The sequence below is a fragment of the Nonomuraea sp. NPDC003214 genome (assembly GCF_053590035.1).
Genome location: NZ_JBSFSX010000011.1, coordinates 45,323 through 60,926, shown reverse-complemented (window position 1 = coordinate 60,926; position 15,604 = coordinate 45,323). Strand labels below are relative to the sequence as shown.

Sequence of the window (15,604 nt, the reverse complement as noted above, 5' to 3'; positions counted from 1 at the left end):
CTACCAGCTCGTACGGCTCCGGCCGGTGCGCCGGGGGAGTCAGGCGTTCTGCAGGACGCGCCGGAGCTGGGCGGCGTAGGCGCGGGGGTGGGTGGTGTTGCCGTTGTGGCCGCCGGGGAACTCGGTGACCTCGGCGCCGAGCAGCGTGGCCAACTCCTGCGCGCAGCGATGGTCGAAGACCGTGCGCGGGGTGGTGCGGCCGACGGCCGGGACGATGCGGGCAGAGGTGTGCGCCAGCTCGCCGACCGGCAGGGTGTCGTCGATGACGGCGGTGAAGTCGTGCTCGATGAAGAAGGCGAAGTTGGCGATCCGCCCCGAGGTCATGGGCTGTGGCGTCAGGCCGGGCTCGGCATCGGGGTTGGCCGGGTCGATGCCCAGGACCTCGGCGACCACCTTGAGCGCCGGCGGGAGCCCTTCCTCGCGGTAGAGCTGCTGGATCTCGGCCAGCTCGGCCTCATGACGGGCGCGGTCCGGCGCGGGCAGCAGGCGAGGCGCGACCGGCTCGTGCGCGATGAGGGTGCTGAGCTGGCCGGGGTGCCGGACGGCCAGGTGGAGGCCGATGACCGCGCCCAGGCTGCAGCCCAGCATCGCCGCCGGCTCGTCGGTGAGCGCGGCCAGCAGCCGGTGGACGTCGCCGGCGTGCTCGGCCATCGTCACACCGTTGCCGGGGTCGTCCAGGGTGCTGCGGGACAGGCCGCGCCGGTCGTAGGTGATCACGGTGTAGGCGTCGGCGAGCTGGTCGACGAGATCGGCGCTGCGTCCGGCGTCGCCCTCGCCGCTCTGGGCGATCAGCAGCGTGGGGCCGTTGCCGCGCATCTCGTAGTAGAGGCCGGCGCCCGGGACGGGCAGGTAGCCGGTTGTCGTGGTCATGGGAGGGTCCTTTCGCCTTGGCTCACGATCACCATATTCCATCATTGTTGATACATCAAAATTGATGTATCGTTTGTGATGTAACCTCGGTCACGTGAACGGAGTGGACCTGTTCCTGCTGGGACGCACCCTGATGAAGATCGGCGAAGAGGCCCTGCCCACCGAAGGGCTGGGCGACCAGCCCGGGAGCACCCGGAGCGTGCTGATCGTGGTCAGCGACATCCGCGCGCACCCCGGCAGCGCGATCAGCGAGATCGTCACCCGCACCGGCCTGCCGCAGAGCGCCGTGTCGGCGGCGGTCGCCCGGCTCCGGGAGGCGGGCGCCGTCGTCACGGAGCCGGACGCCCGCGACCGCCGGCGACTCCGCGTCCGGCCCGCCCCGGAGCTCTCCAGCCGCGTGGAGCAGGTCCGCTCGACCGCCATCGACGCGGCCTTGGCCAAGGCGCTGGGCAGCGACGACCCGCACCGGGTCGCCGAGATCACCGCCCTCCTGGAGGAGCTCGCCCGGCACCTGTCCCCCCAGGCGCTCAGCCGTTTGCGCGACTGACCAGTGCGGGCCGCTTCCCCGGGCGATCAGGGCCGCTGGGTGATGTTGACCATCCAGGTGATGCCGAACCGGTCCACGAGCGAGCCGGCCTCGTCGCCCCACAACTGCTTGTCCAGCGGCAACGTCACGGTGCCACCGGCGGACAGCCGCTCGAAGTGGTCGCGAAGCACGGCGTCGTCGCCACCGAGGAAGACCGCGACACTGTTGCCGGGAGTGTGGAGCATCCCGTCCCGGACGTCCCAGCCCATCAGCGTGTAGCCGTCCGGGGTGCGGAGCGTGGCGTGCATGATCTGGTCGGCGGGCGCGTCCGAGGAGCCGAAGTCGGCGTACGTGCCCATCTCCAGCTCACCGCCCAGGAGGTCCCGGTAGAACTCCATCGCCTGCCGGGCGTTCCCGTTGAAGGCGAGGCAGGGGTTGAGCTGAGATCCCATGTGATGATCCTCCGAATGCGTGGGTTGCGGGAAGCCTCCCAGCGAATCACGACATCCTGTGTCGCGTATTCGCGCACGTTCTTCCATGCGCGGCCCGTCCAGGGCGAGAGCGCGGCGGAGGTACGGTTCTCGAAGGTCCAGGAGAATCCGTAAGGCGCCGGCGACGGCCTGGTCTGGCAGGATGGCGGCGTGCATGCCGGGGTGCAGATCGGGCGTCCCGCGGTCCGCGCGCTGCGCGCCGCGGCTTTCACCGCCATCTGCGTGCTGGCCTCGGCCGCCCTGCACATGCTGGTCGGAGGCACCTCGATCAGGCCGGGCGCGCTCGTCGTCGCCGTGGCGGCGACCTGGGCGAGCGCCTACGCGCTGGGTTCGCGCCAGCGTGGCCGGCCGACGCTGCTGGCCCTGTGCGGAGCCTCCCAGTGGGGGCTGCACCAGCTGTTCGCCGCCGGTGAGCAGACCGCCTCGGCCATGCAGGCGATTCCGCAGAGCGGTCACGACCACGGCACCGGGTTCGGCATGCTGCTGATCCACGTCGCGGTCGCCCTCGCCTCGAGCTGCTGGCTGGCGCGCGGCGAGAGCGCGCTGGCGTGTGTCCTGCACCTGGCCGCCGTCGGGATGACCAGGTATTGGCGCCTGCTCATGGCGGCGCTCGCCGTGCCGGCCGGCCCGCCGGTCACCACGCGTCCCCGCCTCACGCCGGCCTGGCCGGACACGGCCCGGCGCATCCCGGCGGCCCTGGTCCGTGCCGTCTCCCGGCGCGGGCCACCGGCGCTCCGGCTCTGCGGCTGACGCGCGCCGTACGGCCATCTCTGACATTTCCTCGACGCTCGCCCGGCGACTACGCCGTGCCCGGGGCGGGCGTCCGTTCCCTCGCCCGGCATGCTGCTGGGCCCCGCATCCTTCGGAGTCCCTTTTGGCTTACCTGTATACGTTCATCCGGCGGGCTGTGGCCGCGACAGCCGGCGCCGCCCTGGTGCTGTCGCTGACCGCGCCTGCCGCGCTGGCGCACGACCGGCTCAAGTCCAGTTCACCCGCCGACAAGGCCAAGATCGAGCGTCTGGAGATGATCGAGCTCGAATTCACCTCGCGCATGACCATGCCGATCGTCGTTCTGGAGGGTCCCGGCGGCAAGCCCGTACCGATCAGCAAGCCGCGGGCGGAGGGCACGACGGTGTCCGCTCGTCCCGAGGGGGAGCTCGCGGACGGCCGGTACCGGATCGCCTGGCGGGTGGTCTCCTCCGACGGCCACCCCATCGAGGGCGAGCTGCGCTTCACCCTCGCCGCGCCACCGACCACGGAGAGCCCCACCCCCGACGCGTCGGCCGCGACCACGCAGCCGGCGCCATCCGTCGACCCTCCTTCCCCGGCCGAGGCGCAGCCCGCTGCCGCCGAGGGCGGCGCGGGGGTGCCCGGCTGGCTGCTGATCGCCGCCGTGGTGCTCCTGCTCGCGGGGGCGGCGGTCTTCCTCGTCGGCCGCCGCAACCGGAGCTCCGGCCTGGGCGGCACCTGACCGGCGCCCGGGCCGGGTGCGGTCAGCCGGTGACGACCTGACCGGCCACCGGCAGCCGGCTGCGCCGATCCAGGTGCCGGACGGCCGCCGCGGAGGCGAACCCCGCGGCGGCCAGCAGCACCCACGGCAGCCCGGCCAGCCCGACGGAGCGGCCCGCGTCGACCAGGGCGCCCGCGACCAGGTTCCCGGCCAGGATGCCCACGCCGGACAGCAGGTTGTACAGCCCGTAGTAGGTGCCGACGAGCCGTTCTCCCGCCATGTCGGCGATGGTGGCCATCTCGAACGGGAAGGCGATCAGCGTCCCGACGGTGAGCAGCAGCGTGCACGCCACCAGCGGCAGCAGCGCCCACCCGGTGGGCAGGGCCAGGCCGGCTGTCATGGCCGGGTACACGAACGCGGCCCCCATGAGCGCCAGGCCGCGGCTGATCGCCTGCCCCCGGCGCCAGCGGGCCGAGCACCAGGCGGTCAGGCGCACCTGAGCGGCGATGCCCAGCAGCGCCGACAGCGCGTACAGGACCATGACGCCCGTCTCGCCACCGCCGAGCCGGGCCACTTCGAGCGGCAGGGCCAGATACATCTGGTACGACAGCGCGTACGAGGCGATCATCGCGGCGGCGAACGACACGAACGTCCGATCGCCGAACGCCCGGCGCCAGTCGCTCAGCACCGGCGGCCGTCCGGTCACGGGCGCACGCCGGGCCGGCAGCCACACGCCCTGCAGCACGGTCAGCACCGCGAAGACCCCCGCGGCGGACAGGCACACGGCGGTGAATCCGGCGTTCAGCAGCGCGATGCCGACCAGCGGGCCGAGCAGGATGCCGCCCTGGTAGAACACGTTGAACACGGCGAACGCGGCCACCTTGCGCTCACCTGCCTCGCACGCCAGGTAGGCGCGCGCCGCCGGGTTGAACAGCGCCCCGGCGAACCCCGTCACAGCCGCCGCGACGAGAAGCCAGGGCAGCGAGGTGCTCAGCCCGAACAGGGCGAAGCCGACGGTACGCAGCCCGCACCCCAGCATGATCAGCGGTTTGTGCCCGAGCCGGTCCGCCAGGGTGCCGCCGATCAGGAACAGGCCCTGCTGGCTCATGTTCCGCAGGCCCAGGACGAGCCCGATCGTCCAGGCGGCCAGACCGGCGCCGGCCGACAGATGCTGGGCGAGGTAGGGCATGAGCATGTAGAAGCCGAGATTGATGCCCGCCTGGTTGATCTGCAGGAGCTGGACGGGCCGGTCGAAGGAGCGGAACTCCGCCAGCATGCCCCTCATCGGGTGCCCGCCAGCGGATCGGTCACGCGGGTGCAGCGCGTCCAGCGGTGCACCTCCCGCTCGGACGGCGCGTGCACCACGTCCGGTTCGTCGGCCGGGACGGTCCCGAGCAGGCCGTGAGCCTGGCAGTAGGCGTCGTCGAAGACGGTGTTCCAGTAGCGCCAGGGCCCGTCGGGAAGGACGGCGACGATGGTCCGGCCGGGCCGGGTGCGGGCCAGCCAGCGGGCCACGAGGGTGACGGCGCCGGTGCTCCAGCCGCCCGAGACGTAGTGCTGGGCGGCCAGCGTCCGGCAGGCCCAGACCGCTTCGGCCGGGGAGACCCAGTGGATCTCGCTGAAGGCGTCGTAGGCGACGTTGCGCGGATGGATGCTGGAGCCGAGCCCCCGCATCAGGCGCGGCCGGGCGGGCTGGCCGAAGATGGTCGAGCCCACCGTGTCGACGCCGACGAGCCGCAGGTCCGGGAAGTGGCGGCGCAGGACGCCGGAGATGCCCGCGCTGTGCCCGCCGGTGCCGACCGAGCACACCAGCGTGTCGATCTGCGGCAGCTGGTTCAGCAGCTCGTGGGCCAGCCCGGCGTAGGCGTCCACGTTGTCCGGGTTGTTGTACTGGTCAGGGCAGTAGGCGCCTGGGTCCTCGTCCAGCAGGCGCCGCACCCGTTCGCGCCGGGCCTGCTGCCATCCACCGGCGGGATGCGGCTCGGTGACGATCTCCAGACGTACGCCGTGGGCGGTGAGCAGCCGGCGCATGAGCGGCTCCATCCCGGGATCGCCCACCAGGACGACCGGATGGCCGAACACGATGCCGGCCAGCGCGAGGCCGAGCCCGAGGGTTCCGCTGGTCGACTCGATGACGGCAGCGCCCGGCCGCAGGTCTCCCCGTGCTCTCGCCTGGCGGACCATGTGCAGGGCGGGGCGGTCCTTGATGCCGCCGGGATTGAAGCCTTCGAGCTTGGCCCAGAACCCTCCGCCGCCCGGCACGAACGGCTCGGAGATGAAGGCCAGCGGAGTGTTTCCGACCGAGAGGGAAAGTGTGGAGAATCCGATGGGCGGCGCCTCTTTCGGGCGCGCGAAAATCGCTGATGACGACATGGGTACGATCCCCGAAGTGAATAGCATTGTTCACGACATACCGCGAACAATGACGGACATTTGACGACTCAAGAAGTCGTGTGTCCTATATGCGCATCACGCAGAGATCTTCCCGATAGGGCGCCGTAAGGCGGATCGTTGCTGCTGAGGGCGCGGCGACCGCGGCGGCGGCGGGAGGGTGAGAGACGGCGGCGGCCGAGTGCGCGGGCGCGCCGGCCGGTGGGCTCGCCGGACTGACCGCCGAGCAGTTCTGCTCCGTGCCGTGCTGGTGTCCCGCCGGTAGCTGACGATGCCGGCAGTGCGCGTCGTGATCAGCGGTGACGACGCCCGCGTCGGCGCTGTGGCCGGCCTGCTCGGACAGCTCCACGGCCGCGCACGCGCCGCCGTGGGCGAACACCGCACCGAGGACCATGACGATCACGAGCAGCGCGTGCCCTGCCAGTCGCCCGGCGGCGGAGGTGGCCGGGCGGCGTGAACGTGCCGTTCGTGTCGCGAGCATCACCGGTGATGATGCCCGGAAAGCCGCCCGGCGCGCCGGGCGATCGCAAAGCTTCAGGTAAAACTCCCGCCGTCGTCGCCATATCCCGTCGACATCGGAGAAGGTCGTCGTGCAGAAAGGAAATATCCGCTGCCGCCTGAAAGTTCCCGCTGATATGAGGTGAGAAAGGCCCTGGACCACGGAGAACGCGAGGCGACGTATCCTTCCCCCGTGGGGCTGTGGTTCAAGACGCGCGAGTCGGACTCGGCATGGGTCGACACCGTGTGGACGTGCACGAGCGAGCAGGTCACCGCGATGACGTCGGTAGCGGGCGCGCGCTGGGGCCTGGTGTTCTGGGAGCACGCCGGCCGGTCGTACGCGGGCATCACCGGTCCGGAGACCCGGACCGGCACGGCGCCGGTGCCGGAGGGCGCCACCTTCACCGGCATCGAGTTCGCCGTGGGCACCTCGCTGCGGGCCGTGCCCACGCCGTCGCTGGTCGACGGCGGCATCGAGCTTCCCGACACCTCGCGCCGGACGTTCCGGCTGGACGGCACGCGCTGGGAGAGGCCCGGCCCCGACGACGCCGAGGCTCTGGCCGGACGTCTCGTCCGGGCCGGGATCGTGGTCCGTGACCCGCTCTGCGCCGAGGTGCTGCGGGGTCACCGTCCCGCCGTCTCGGAGCGCACGGTCGAACGCCGGTTCCGCTCCGCGACCGGACTGACGCGGGGCGCCGTCCGGCAGATCGAACGCGCCCGTACGGCGGCGCACCTGCTGACCGCCTGCGCCCCGGCCGCCGACGTCGTCGCCAAGCTGGGCTACTGCGACGAGCCGCACCTGGCCCGGGCCCTGCGCTCCTACGTCGGACGCACCGCCGGGCAACTGCGCGAGGGCGCCGGCGGCGCGATCGCCCTCGACCTGGATCAGCGCCTGACGTCGTAGACCAGCTTCAGGATCCCGTTGGAGTAGCTCTCCGATTCGCGCAGCGTCAGCATGTGCTTGCCCCGGTCGGCCCGGCCGAACAGGCTCTTCCCGGCGCCGAGCAGCACGGGGAACACGAGCAGCTTGTACTGGTCGATCAGGTCCGCGTCCGACAGCCGCCTGGCCAGCTCCGCGCTCCCGTGGATGAAGATCGCACCGCCCTCACCCTTCTTGAGCGCGGCGACGTCCTCGGCCGAGCGCAGAATCGTGGTCGGCCCCCACCCGTCGACGATCGCGTCATCGGACAGCGTGGCCGACACCACGTACTTGGGCAGCTCCTTGTAGCCGGCGTGGTCCTGCGAGGCGGGCCAGACCGCTGAGAACGCCTCGTAACTGCGGCGACCGAACATCAACGCCGTCGTGTCGGCGAGCTCCTCACCCTTCAGCGACCAGGCTTCGGGGACGAAGTCGAGGTCCTTGAACACCCACCCGCCGCTGCGGTGCTCCTCTCCCGGCCCGCCGCCGGGCGAGTCCACGACGCCGTCGAGCGACATGAAACCGGTGTAGACCAACTTACGCACTGTGCTGTCTCCTCATACGCGGGCGAACTGCCGGGTCCACACGGTAAACCACGGCTGCGGTCGCCGTCTTGAACGAAACCGACAGCACAGCCGGAACGGACATCATCACCACCAGTCGTGCCGGACCCCGGCTTCAACGACTTTCTCGTCCACACGCGTCACCGAAGCAGCCACTGGCGGAATGCCAGTGGCTGCGTGGCGCGCCCCCCTCGGGAGGTGGGGCTCCTGATGTGTCAGGTGGCTTGCTGGTGCCCGATCCAGTTCACCCGTAGCCCGATGCGCTCGGCGTCGGCGGGCGTCAGGGGGTTGTGGTCGGCTCGCCAGAAGTAGAGGCGGAAACCGGTGGGGCTGGTGGCGCCGAAGTCGGTGAAGCCGTCGAAGACGTACGCCCGGGTGCCGGACGTGTGGATGGTGGTGACGTAGGCCGGGGTTGCGGTGAAGCCGGCGTCGCTGGTGTCGACGTCGATGTAGAGGTGCGTCGAGTCGATGGACTTCCACCCCTGCCCGGCTTCGGTGCGGCCGGAGGCGGTCAGGCCGCAGGCGTCGGGGCAGGGAGCGGGGAAGGGCGCGCATCCGCCCTGGCTCCCGCCGCTCCAGCCGCCTCCGCCGCCGCCGCAGCCGCAGTTGCCGCCCCCGCCGGGCGGGCAGGGCGGTTGAGGGTGGGCGCAGATGATCAGCGTGCTGATCCCGGTGCCGGTCTCGGTATTGGTCTCGTTGGCGGTGGCACGGGCGATGTTGCGGATGGCGCCCGGCCTGGTGACGACGGCCTTGAGCTCCAGGTGGGCGGCCGCGTTGGGGGCCAGGGTGCCGACGTTCCACACGCCGGTGGCCGGGTCGTAGGCGCTGCCGGGTGTGGCCGACGACGTTGGAAACCGACCTCTTGTGGACGGCCGGGGTCTCCATGATGTTGTCGTAGGTGGCGGTGGCCTGGTTCTCGATGTTCCTGCCGCCGCCGATGCGGTCGACGGTGACCTTGAACTGGGCGGTGGTGGAGACGGGCGCGCTCTGGCTGGTCTCCTTCAGCTGGCCGCCCTTGCTGGCGTTGCCGCCTTCGCCCAGGTGGAACGCCACGGTACGGGAGTTCGCGTCGTAGTAGGCGCGGTCGTCCCCGCGGCTGTCGGTGTAGTTGCCGGTGCCGGGGCCGGCGGTGATGCGCAGCGAGCCGGGCACGAAGCTGGTGCCGGGCGGGATGGCGTCGGTGAGGACGAGATTGTCGGCAGGGGAGCCGCCCTCGTTGGTGGCGGTCACCTCGTAGGTGATGGTGTCGCCCGCCTTGACCTCACCTGAGGCGGGGACGGCCGTCTTGGTCAGCACCACACAGGGCTCGGTGCCGAAGGAGATGGCGTCCAGGAAGTTGCCCACGGTTCTGTCGCCGGTGGCGGTGGCGCCGGCCTCGAAGCCGAATCGAGTGCGGGTCTGGCCGGGCGGGACGGTGTAGACGCCGGTGTGCGATCCCCAGGCGGTGCCGTCGGTGAGGGCCCTGTCCTTGTCGGGGTTGTTGGGGGTGAAGGCGCCGCCGGACTGCGGGACCGGGCCGATCCGCACGTACATGGTGTCTTGGCCGTTGTTGACGCCGCCGCCGCGGCGGGCGCGATGCTTCAGGCTCCAGTACAGCTTCTGGCCGGGGACGGTGTCGAGGTCCTGGAACAGCATGGAGGCGGAGTTGGCGTTGAGCTCGGCGAACTGGTTGCCGTCGCCCGAGCTTTCGATGCCCTCCATGTTGGAGTCGGCCGGCCAGACCTCGATCTGGCTCTGGCTGTCGGTGGTGTTCCAGCCGGGGACATTGCCCTGTTGGAGGAAGGTCGGATACTTGCGGTCGCTGTTGTGCGGCTGTTCGAAGCCGCCGTTGTCGAGACGGACGGGCTTGCCGCAGCCGCCGGGGGTGGGGTCCTGGGGTTCAGCCATGGCGGGTTGCCTCTCGTGAAGGGGGCGGGGGAGCGGAGGCCGTCTTGGGGCCTGCTCGTGCCGATGCCGACGCCGGTGGGGTCGTGTTCCGTCGAGCGCGCTCCGTAGTCATTTGACTACTATTAGTGATAGCGGCTGATTGGCGCTCTTTTCACCATCGCGAAGGAGAGGTGGTGATTACTTACCGTTACGTCTTGGTGGCCGTCATCACTGCCATGGATTCGCCTGACGGCGGTGAGGGGCGTGGGCGTCGGAGCGGCCCGTGTCCGAAGCCCTGCCTGGGTCACCGGGGCCAATCGGCGGGCCGCTGTCCTGCTGGTGGCACCCGGCGCGCGGCCGGGTGCCGGGTGCCGGGTGCCGGGAGGCTATCGGGAGACCGACCAGTAGTAGGTGGGGCCGTAGCCGTCATCGGTCAGGACGACGTACTCGTGCGGCGAGGTGCTGTACGGCCTGATGGCGTCCCTGGTGGTGTAGGAGACGAACTTGACGGTGCGCCAGTCGCCGGGCCGGTCGGGCTCGGCCCGCCACAGGAACTCGTCGCCGCTGCTGCAGGTCCTGACGACGGCGCTGGGCAGTCCCCAGGCGATGCCGCCGGGGACGGCGCACTTGCTGGACTTGGCGTTGCGCATGCGGAACCAGACGTACCCATGCCGCGTCTGCGCTTCCTCGAAGTACCACTCGTTGGCCGGCGGCGTCACGCCGGCGGTCCACGCCAGGAGGCGGCAGACGTTGGGCGGTGCCTTTCTGGGATGCGGGACATCGTCGGGTCGTTGGCGGCCCGCCAGACGGCCCAACTGCGGCAGCCGAGACCTCCCGGGGTCAGATCGAGGGAGGGGCCGGGGAGGAGCCGGAGGCCGTGAGAGGAAGGGCGGACCACCGTACATCGCACAGAGTAAGCAATTAACTACAATCTGTGATGTGTCGTCACGGTGAGGTCTGCGGCATCCTGCCGGGCACGGTCATCGCCGCCCCGGCAGGTCGGTCCGCTTCCGCCGCCGTTCGACCATCCGGGTGCCCGCCGGCCTGGCCTCTGCCGGAGCCGGGCTGCCGCTGGACCGGTGCCCCACCGTCGGATGACGAGCTGTTCTGGGCCCTGTGTGGGGGCGGCGGCGGCATGGTCGCCCGCAGGCAGGGGAGCCGGTCGCGCTACGGCGCTGACAGGGCCGCTTTCCCGAGCGCGGCCCGCGCGTCCGTGACGGGGTCGCCGTGCCCCACGCACGCCACCTCCGCGTCGAGGTCCGCGAGCCGCCGGAACGAGCGGAGCATCTCGTGGCGGTCCATGTTGAACACCCCGGGCATGACCTGCCCGTCGACGTGCGCCACGGTGTCGCCGGTGAACAGCACTCCCGCCCGGGGCAGGTGCACGGCGATGCTGCCGGCGGTGTGCCCGGGGGTGGCGATCACGCGGGCGCCGCCGCCGAAGGCGATCAGGTCGCCGTCCTCCAGCTCCCGATCCACCCGGCACGGCGGGGCCGGCGGCAGCAGATGGGCGCCGAGGCTGCGGTGCAGCGCCCGCTCCTCGTCGGTGAAGTTCGGCGGCGGCGCCGGCACCTCGCCCCTGATCACCGGCGCCTCCGCCCGGTGGGCCAGCACCTCCACCTCGCCCCACGCCGCGACCGCCGCCGCGCCGCCGCAGTGGTCCTCGTGGTAGTGGGTGAGCACGACCCGGCGTACGGCGTCCGTACGCAGGCCGAGCCGGCCGATCGCCTCGGCGATCTCGTCACCGCTGGTGGCGATGCCCGTGTCGACCAGCGTGAGCGCGCCCGCGTCGTTCCACAGGTACGCCTGCCCGAACGCAAGCCGCAGCAGGTGCAGCTCCGGACGGATCTCCACGATCTCCACTGTTCCGCCTCCCAACGCCGCGAGCAGCCCTCCTGCGTCGCGACGACCAGGTAACCCGGTCGGCGCCGTCCGCGTCCAACAGCCATCCGCGCCCGATTGACAACTGGTGGTTGTCAATCCATGCTCCTGACGTGGACGCGAACATCTCCGGCATGCGCGCCTTCGTGGTGACCGCGGAAGAGCTGCACTTCGGCAGGGCGGCAGCGCGCCTGTTCGTCACGCAGCAGGCGCTGTCGAAGCGCATCCGCAGGCTGGAGGAGGGGCTGGGCGCCGCGCTGTTCGAGCGGACCACCCGGTCCATCCGCCTGACGGACGCCGGGCGGAGCTTCCTGCCTGCGGCGGCCGAGGCGGTGGCGGCCTTCGACCGGGCCGTCGAGGCGGTCCGCGAGGCCGCCGACCCGGTCCGGGTGGACATCTACGACGAGCGGTTCACGCCGCTGCGCCTGGTGCGCGAGGCCAGCGAGCGCGACCCCCGGCTGCGGGTGGAGCTCAGCATGCGGCAGGGGCTGGCGGTCGCGCTGCCCGCGCTGCGCAGGCAGGAGATCGACGCGGCCTTCGGGCGGGTGCACGACCTGCCCGGGCCGTGGCCGCCGGAGCTGGCGTACCGGCTCGTGCGCGTGGAGCCGCTGGCCGCGTTCGTACCGGAGGACCACGCGCTCGCGGGACGGAGCGAGCTGCGCCCGGCGGACCTGCGGGCGGGCGGCATCGCCATGCCGGACCCGGCGGGCGCCGAGGAGTGGCGCGGCTACCTGGAACGCCTCGCCGCCAGGCTCGGCGTGCCGCTGCGCTTCAACGTGCCCGCGATCGGCGTGCAGCACCTGGTGGAGCAGTTCCTGGGCGAGAAGAGCGCCGTCGGGCTGGGCGAGATGAGCATCGACGCCGCCGCGAGCGGGCTGCGCCGGATCCCGATCGTCGAGCCGACGCCCCTGCTGCCGTGGTCGGTGGTCTGGCACCGGCGCAACCCCCGCCCGCTCCTGCGCTCCCTGCTCGCCCAGCTCCGGCCCGCCCACCTGCCCGACCCGGCCGACCCGCGCCACTGGGTCCCCGACATCGACCACGTCGCGCCGGGGCAGTCGGCGGCTGACCAGGGGAGTTGACCTCAACTTCGGTTGAACTGATGGGCTGTTCGCCCTCGGACCCAAGCCCAGGGAGAGCGAGCAGCATGAACCCCACCACAGACGCGTCCCCCGGTTCGGCCGTCAGGGACCGGCCGTCACCGCTGACACTTCCCGTAGTCCTCGCCGGCGTCGTCCTGGTGGCGATGTCCATCTCGGGAACCGCGGTCGCGCTGCCGAGCATGGGACGTGATCTCGACGCCTCCGGATCGGCGTTGAACTGGGTCGTCGCCGGATACAACCTCGCCTTCGCCGCGATGACCCTCGTCGCGGGCTCGGCCGCCGACCGCGTGGGCCGCCGCCGGGTGTTCCTCGTCGCGGCGCTGGTCTTCGCGGCCGGGTTCCTCGTGACGGCGCTGAGCCCGGCGATCGTCGTCACCGACCTCGCCCGGATCGTCTCCGGCGCGGGCGGGGCCGGGATCATGGCGGCCGGCGGCGCCATCCTCGCCTCCAGCTACGACGGCGCCGCCCGTAACCGCGCCTTCGCGCTGATGGGGACCATGGCGGGGATCGGCATCGCCATCGGCCCCACGCTGACGGGCTTCCTGATCGCCGCCACCGGATGGCGGGGCAGCTTCGCGATCTTCACGGCGATCGGCCTGCTGATCGCCCTCGGCGCGATCCGGACCCGCGAGTCACGAGCCGACAGCGCCGGCCCGATCGACCGGGCGGGCAACGCGCTGTTCGTCGCCGCGCTGGCCCTGCTCATGTTCACGCTTCTGGAGGCGCCCGCGCTCGGCTGGACCCACCCGGTCATCCTGGTCACCGGGATCACCGGCCTGGCCACGTTGGCGATCTTCAGCGCCGGGCAGCGGCGGAGCGCCGCACCGGTGCTGGCCCCTTCGCTGGTGGCCAACCGCGGCTTCCTGGGCTGGAGCCTCGCGACGCTGACCACCTCGATCGGGTTCCTCGGCGTCCTGGTCTTCCTGCCCACCTACCTCCAGGCGACGGGCGGGTTCTCCCCGGCAGCCGCGGGAGTGGTCATGCTGCTGCTGACGGCTCCCGTCCTGTTCATGCCCATGGTCGCGGTGACCCTGGTGAACAGAGGGGTCGCGGCCCGCCTGCTCATCATGGTGGCGCTGGTGCTGGTCGTGGCCGGGAACCTGCTGCTCACCGGGCTGAACGCCGACGACACGGTCACGGCCGTCGCGGCGCCGCTGCTGATGATCGGCATCGGCATGGGAGCCTCCTTCGGCATCACCGACGGCCAGGCCATGGCCCTGGTCCCGGCGGACATCGTCGGCATGGCCACGGGATTCCTCAACACCCTGCGCGGAGCGGCCGAGGCGCTCGTGATCGCCGCGTTCGGCGCCTCGCTCGCCGGCCTCCTGACCGTCAGGCTCGGCGACGCCGGTGACGCCGCCGCGGTCAGCGCCGGACGCCTGGCCGGCGGAGCCGGGGCGGCCGCGCAACTGGACGCGTTCACCTGGGCCTGGCAGGTGACCCAGCTCGGCGTCGCCCTGCTCTGCCTCGTCCTGTCGATCGCCGTGGGAGTGTTGCTCCTCCGCGTCCCACGCTCGCACCACCACACCTGATCACCCCTCCTCGAAGGAGAGATGCCGTGCGCGCCAGTCCGGACGATCCCCTCACCATCGGCGAGGTCATGCGCCGGACCGGCGTGCCCGCCTCCGCGCTGCGCTTCTACGAGCGCAAGGGGCTGATCTTCAGCGAACGCGGCACCGGCAACCAGCGGATCTTCTCCCGCCACATGCTGCGCCGGATATCGCTGATCATCGTGGCCAAGCGGCTGGGCATCCCGCTGTCGGACGTCGCCGACGTCTTCGCCACCCTGCCTGCCGACCGCGCCCCCACCCACAGGGACTGGCAGCGGGTCTCCCGGGTGTGGAAGAAGCAGCTGGAGGAACGCCGCCGGGCCCTCGAACGCCTTGAGCACGAGCTCACCGGGTGCATCGGCTGCGGCTGCCTGTCCATGAGGGCCTGCCTGCTCCTCAACCCCGACGACGCCCTCCAGGGCAGCGGGCCCGGGCCGGTACGGCTCCAGCAGCCCGGCGCCCCTGCTGGCCCAGCTAGCCGCTGACCCGCCGGCCACCCGGTCAGGGGCCGGTCCGGCGGACCCGTGCGAGCAGCACCACGAACGCGGCCCCGAACAACGCCCCCGCGGCCGCCCACAGCGGGTTTCCGGTGAGTGCGCCGAACAGCACGGCCAGCGCCGCCTGTGCCAGCCCGGCGCCGAGCACGAACGCCACCGCGTCGCGCGGCCCGATCGGCCCGCGCCGGACCGCCGACCACAGCGCGCCACCGCCGACCAGGGCACCGTACGCCGGAAGGCACGGCCACGGCACCCGCGAGAGAGCCAGCAGGTGCAGGACGAGGAACAGCGCCACGAACACGACCGCGCCGAGTCCGGCCGCCCACCACGGCCGGCCGGCCCCCGCGGCGGGTTCCGGCCGCGCCGATCGGCGCGCGATCGCCGCCACCAGGCACAGCGCCACCGCCGCCCCCAGCACCACCACGGCGTGAACGGCGAACGTCGAGACCGGCTGGGTGCGCACGTCCTCACCGATGGTCAGGAACCGCCCGGCCCCCAGGGCGGCGACGAGGACGCCCAGCACCCACGTGACCGGCAGCGGCAGCCACGGGCGTCCCGCCTGCCGGGTGAACACGTGCTCGGTCAGCAGGATCGGGGTCAGTACGGAGAAGAGCCCGTGCCACGGCACGATGAACACGAGCCACGGGATCCGCAGCCCGGCCACCAGGCCGTACGCCGCCCAGTTGTCGTCCTGGACGCTCAGCGGGTGGTACAGCGACTCCGTGAGCAGGCCCTCGTTGTAGAGCCCGTACACCATGCCGAGGCAGAGCAGCCCGAGCAGGCCGATCCGGGCGCGGACGGCGACCTCCCGGATCACCAGCACCGGCATCCCGTACAGGACGAGGACGTAGGCGGCGAACGTGCCCGGCGCCAGGAAGCCGATCAGCGAGGTGGCCCCGCTGAGCACCTCGGCCAGCAGCGGCGCGGACACCACCAGGAACAGAACCGGCGGCCACACGCGGCCGTCCAGCAGCGTAGGAACCTTCATGGCGCCGACGTTAG

17 protein-coding genes and 1 pseudogene are annotated in these 15,604 nt (G+C 71.9%); 7 read left to right on the top strand and 11 right to left on the bottom strand.

What is annotated here, in order from left to right; genetic code table 11:
* Positions 1-39 precede the first annotated feature (39 nt).
* Positions 40-870, bottom strand: a complete 831-nt coding sequence (locus tag ACWDXC_RS32530; protein WP_449988209.1) for an alpha/beta fold hydrolase — start codon at positions 868-870, stop codon at positions 40-42.
* A 94-nt stretch (positions 871-964) separates the two neighbouring features.
* Here ACWDXC_RS32530 and ACWDXC_RS32525 point away from each other — a divergent pair, with 94 nt between their 5' ends.
* Positions 965-1,417: a winged helix DNA-binding protein gene (locus tag ACWDXC_RS32525; RefSeq protein ID WP_449988207.1), complete on the top strand. Its 453-nt coding sequence runs from the start codon at positions 965-967 to the stop codon at positions 1,415-1,417.
* Between the two features lie 26 nt (positions 1,418-1,443).
* Here ACWDXC_RS32525 and ACWDXC_RS32520 read toward each other — a convergent pair whose 3' ends face one another.
* A complete protein-coding gene (locus ACWDXC_RS32520; RefSeq protein ID WP_449988204.1) occupies positions 1,444-1,848 on the bottom strand; it encodes a VOC family protein in 405 nt (134 codons plus the stop codon).
* 189 nt (positions 1,849-2,037) lie between these two features.
* Between ACWDXC_RS32520 and ACWDXC_RS32515 the strand changes: the two genes are divergently transcribed.
* Both ACWDXC_RS32515 and ACWDXC_RS32510 read left to right on the top strand, forming a co-directional pair.
* A complete protein-coding gene (locus ACWDXC_RS32515) occupies positions 2,038-2,637 on the top strand; it encodes a hypothetical protein (protein WP_449988201.1) in 600 nt (199 codons plus the stop codon).
* 157 nt (positions 2,638-2,794) lie between these two features.
* Positions 2,795-3,358 carry a copper resistance CopC family protein gene (locus ACWDXC_RS32510; protein WP_449988198.1) on the top strand — a complete coding sequence of 188 codons (564 nt, stop codon included), beginning with the start codon at positions 2,795-2,797 and terminating at the stop codon, positions 3,356-3,358.
* Positions 3,359-3,380: 22 nt separating this feature from the next.
* On the opposite strand, the gene ACWDXC_RS32505 is transcribed toward ACWDXC_RS32510, so the two are convergent.
* The 3 genes from ACWDXC_RS32505 to ACWDXC_RS32495 form a co-directional block, all read right to left on the bottom strand.
* On the bottom strand, positions 3,381-4,613 hold the full coding sequence (locus ACWDXC_RS32505) for an MFS transporter (protein WP_449988196.1): 1,233 nt from the start codon (positions 4,611-4,613) through the stop codon (positions 3,381-3,383).
* Positions 4,614-4,618: 5 nt separating this feature from the next.
* Positions 4,619-5,710: a PLP-dependent cysteine synthase family protein gene (locus tag ACWDXC_RS32500; RefSeq protein WP_449988194.1), complete on the bottom strand. Its 1,092-nt coding sequence runs from the start codon at positions 5,708-5,710 to the stop codon at positions 4,619-4,621.
* Positions 5,711-5,795: 85 nt separating this feature from the next.
* Entirely contained in the window at positions 5,796-6,209 is a 414-nt protein-coding gene (locus ACWDXC_RS32495) for a hypothetical protein (protein WP_449988191.1), read from the bottom strand.
* 210 nt (positions 6,210-6,419) lie between these two features.
* Between ACWDXC_RS32495 and ACWDXC_RS32490 the strand changes: the two genes are divergently transcribed.
* The gene (locus tag ACWDXC_RS32490; RefSeq protein WP_449988189.1) at positions 6,420-7,130 is read left to right on the top strand and encodes a helix-turn-helix domain-containing protein; all 711 of its coding nucleotides are present in this window, start codon (positions 6,420-6,422) and stop codon (positions 7,128-7,130) included.
* On the opposite strand, the gene ACWDXC_RS32485 is transcribed toward ACWDXC_RS32490, so the two are convergent.
* From ACWDXC_RS32485 to ACWDXC_RS32465, 5 genes and pseudogenes are all read right to left on the bottom strand, one after another.
* Positions 7,112-7,690: a dihydrofolate reductase family protein gene (locus tag ACWDXC_RS32485; RefSeq protein WP_449988187.1), complete on the bottom strand. Its 579-nt coding sequence runs from the start codon at positions 7,688-7,690 to the stop codon at positions 7,112-7,114. The genes ACWDXC_RS32490 and ACWDXC_RS32485 overlap by 19 nt on opposite strands.
* A gap of 233 nt (positions 7,691-7,923) precedes the next feature.
* The gene (locus ACWDXC_RS32480) at positions 7,924-8,511 is read right to left on the bottom strand and encodes a hypothetical protein (RefSeq protein ID WP_449988711.1); all 588 of its coding nucleotides are present in this window, start codon (positions 8,509-8,511) and stop codon (positions 7,924-7,926) included.
* A 340-nt stretch (positions 8,512-8,851) separates the two neighbouring features.
* Positions 8,852-9,241 (bottom strand): annotated as a pseudogene (locus ACWDXC_RS32475) (hypothetical protein); the annotation flags it as partial.
* Positions 9,242-9,960: 719 nt separating this feature from the next.
* Positions 9,961-10,293: an RICIN domain-containing protein gene (locus ACWDXC_RS32470; protein WP_449988184.1), complete on the bottom strand. Its 333-nt coding sequence runs from the start codon at positions 10,291-10,293 to the stop codon at positions 9,961-9,963.
* 448 nt (positions 10,294-10,741) lie between these two features.
* Positions 10,742-11,428 (bottom strand): MBL fold metallo-hydrolase, encoded by a 687-nt coding sequence (locus ACWDXC_RS32465; protein ID WP_449988180.1) that lies wholly within the window; start codon positions 11,426-11,428, stop codon positions 10,742-10,744.
* 140 nt (positions 11,429-11,568) lie between these two features.
* On the opposite strand from ACWDXC_RS32465, the gene ACWDXC_RS32460 reads away from it, so the two are divergent.
* The 3 genes from ACWDXC_RS32460 to soxR all read left to right on the top strand — a co-directional run bounded on the left by ACWDXC_RS32460 (position 11,569) and on the right by soxR (position 14,590).
* Positions 11,569-12,534 (top strand): LysR family transcriptional regulator, encoded by a 966-nt coding sequence (locus ACWDXC_RS32460; RefSeq protein WP_449988177.1) that lies wholly within the window; start codon positions 11,569-11,571, stop codon positions 12,532-12,534.
* Positions 12,535-12,599: 65 nt separating this feature from the next.
* Positions 12,600-14,087, top strand: a complete 1,488-nt coding sequence (locus tag ACWDXC_RS32455) for an MFS transporter (protein ID WP_449988175.1) — start codon at positions 12,600-12,602, stop codon at positions 14,085-14,087.
* A gap of 26 nt (positions 14,088-14,113) precedes the next feature.
* A complete protein-coding gene (gene soxR / locus ACWDXC_RS32450) occupies positions 14,114-14,590 on the top strand; it encodes a redox-sensitive transcriptional activator SoxR (RefSeq protein ID WP_449988172.1) in 477 nt (158 codons plus the stop codon).
* A gap of 16 nt (positions 14,591-14,606) precedes the next feature.
* On the opposite strand, the gene ACWDXC_RS32445 is transcribed toward soxR, so the two are convergent.
* Positions 14,607-15,590, bottom strand: a complete 984-nt coding sequence (locus ACWDXC_RS32445) for a hypothetical protein (RefSeq protein ID WP_449988169.1) — start codon at positions 15,588-15,590, stop codon at positions 14,607-14,609.
* Positions 15,591-15,604: the final 14 nt, after the last annotated feature.

What these genes read in the sequence shown, in the direction of transcription:
- ACWDXC_RS32530 (WP_449988209.1), bottom strand. Translation starts at nt 870, where the DNA reads ATGACCACGACAACCGGCTACCTGCCCGTCCCGGGCGCCGGCCTCTAC.
- ACWDXC_RS32520 (WP_449988204.1), bottom strand. Translation starts at nt 1,848, where the DNA reads ATGGGATCTCAGCTCAACCCCTGCCTCGCCTTCAACGGGAACGCCCGG.
- ACWDXC_RS32505 (WP_449988196.1), bottom strand. Translation starts at nt 4,613, where the DNA reads ATGCTGGCGGAGTTCCGCTCCTTCGACCGGCCCGTCCAGCTCCTGCAG.
- ACWDXC_RS32500 (WP_449988194.1), bottom strand. Translation starts at nt 5,710, where the DNA reads ATGTCGTCATCAGCGATTTTCGCGCGCCCGAAAGAGGCGCCGCCCATC.
- ACWDXC_RS32495 (WP_449988191.1), bottom strand. Translation starts at nt 6,209, where the DNA reads ATGCTCGCGACACGAACGGCACGTTCACGCCGCCCGGCCACCTCCGCC.
- ACWDXC_RS32455 (WP_449988175.1), top strand. Translation starts at nt 12,600, where the DNA reads ATGAACCCCACCACAGACGCGTCCCCCGGTTCGGCCGTCAGGGACCGG.
- ACWDXC_RS32445 (WP_449988169.1), bottom strand. Translation starts at nt 15,590, where the DNA reads ATGAAGGTTCCTACGCTGCTGGACGGCCGCGTGTGGCCGCCGGTTCTG.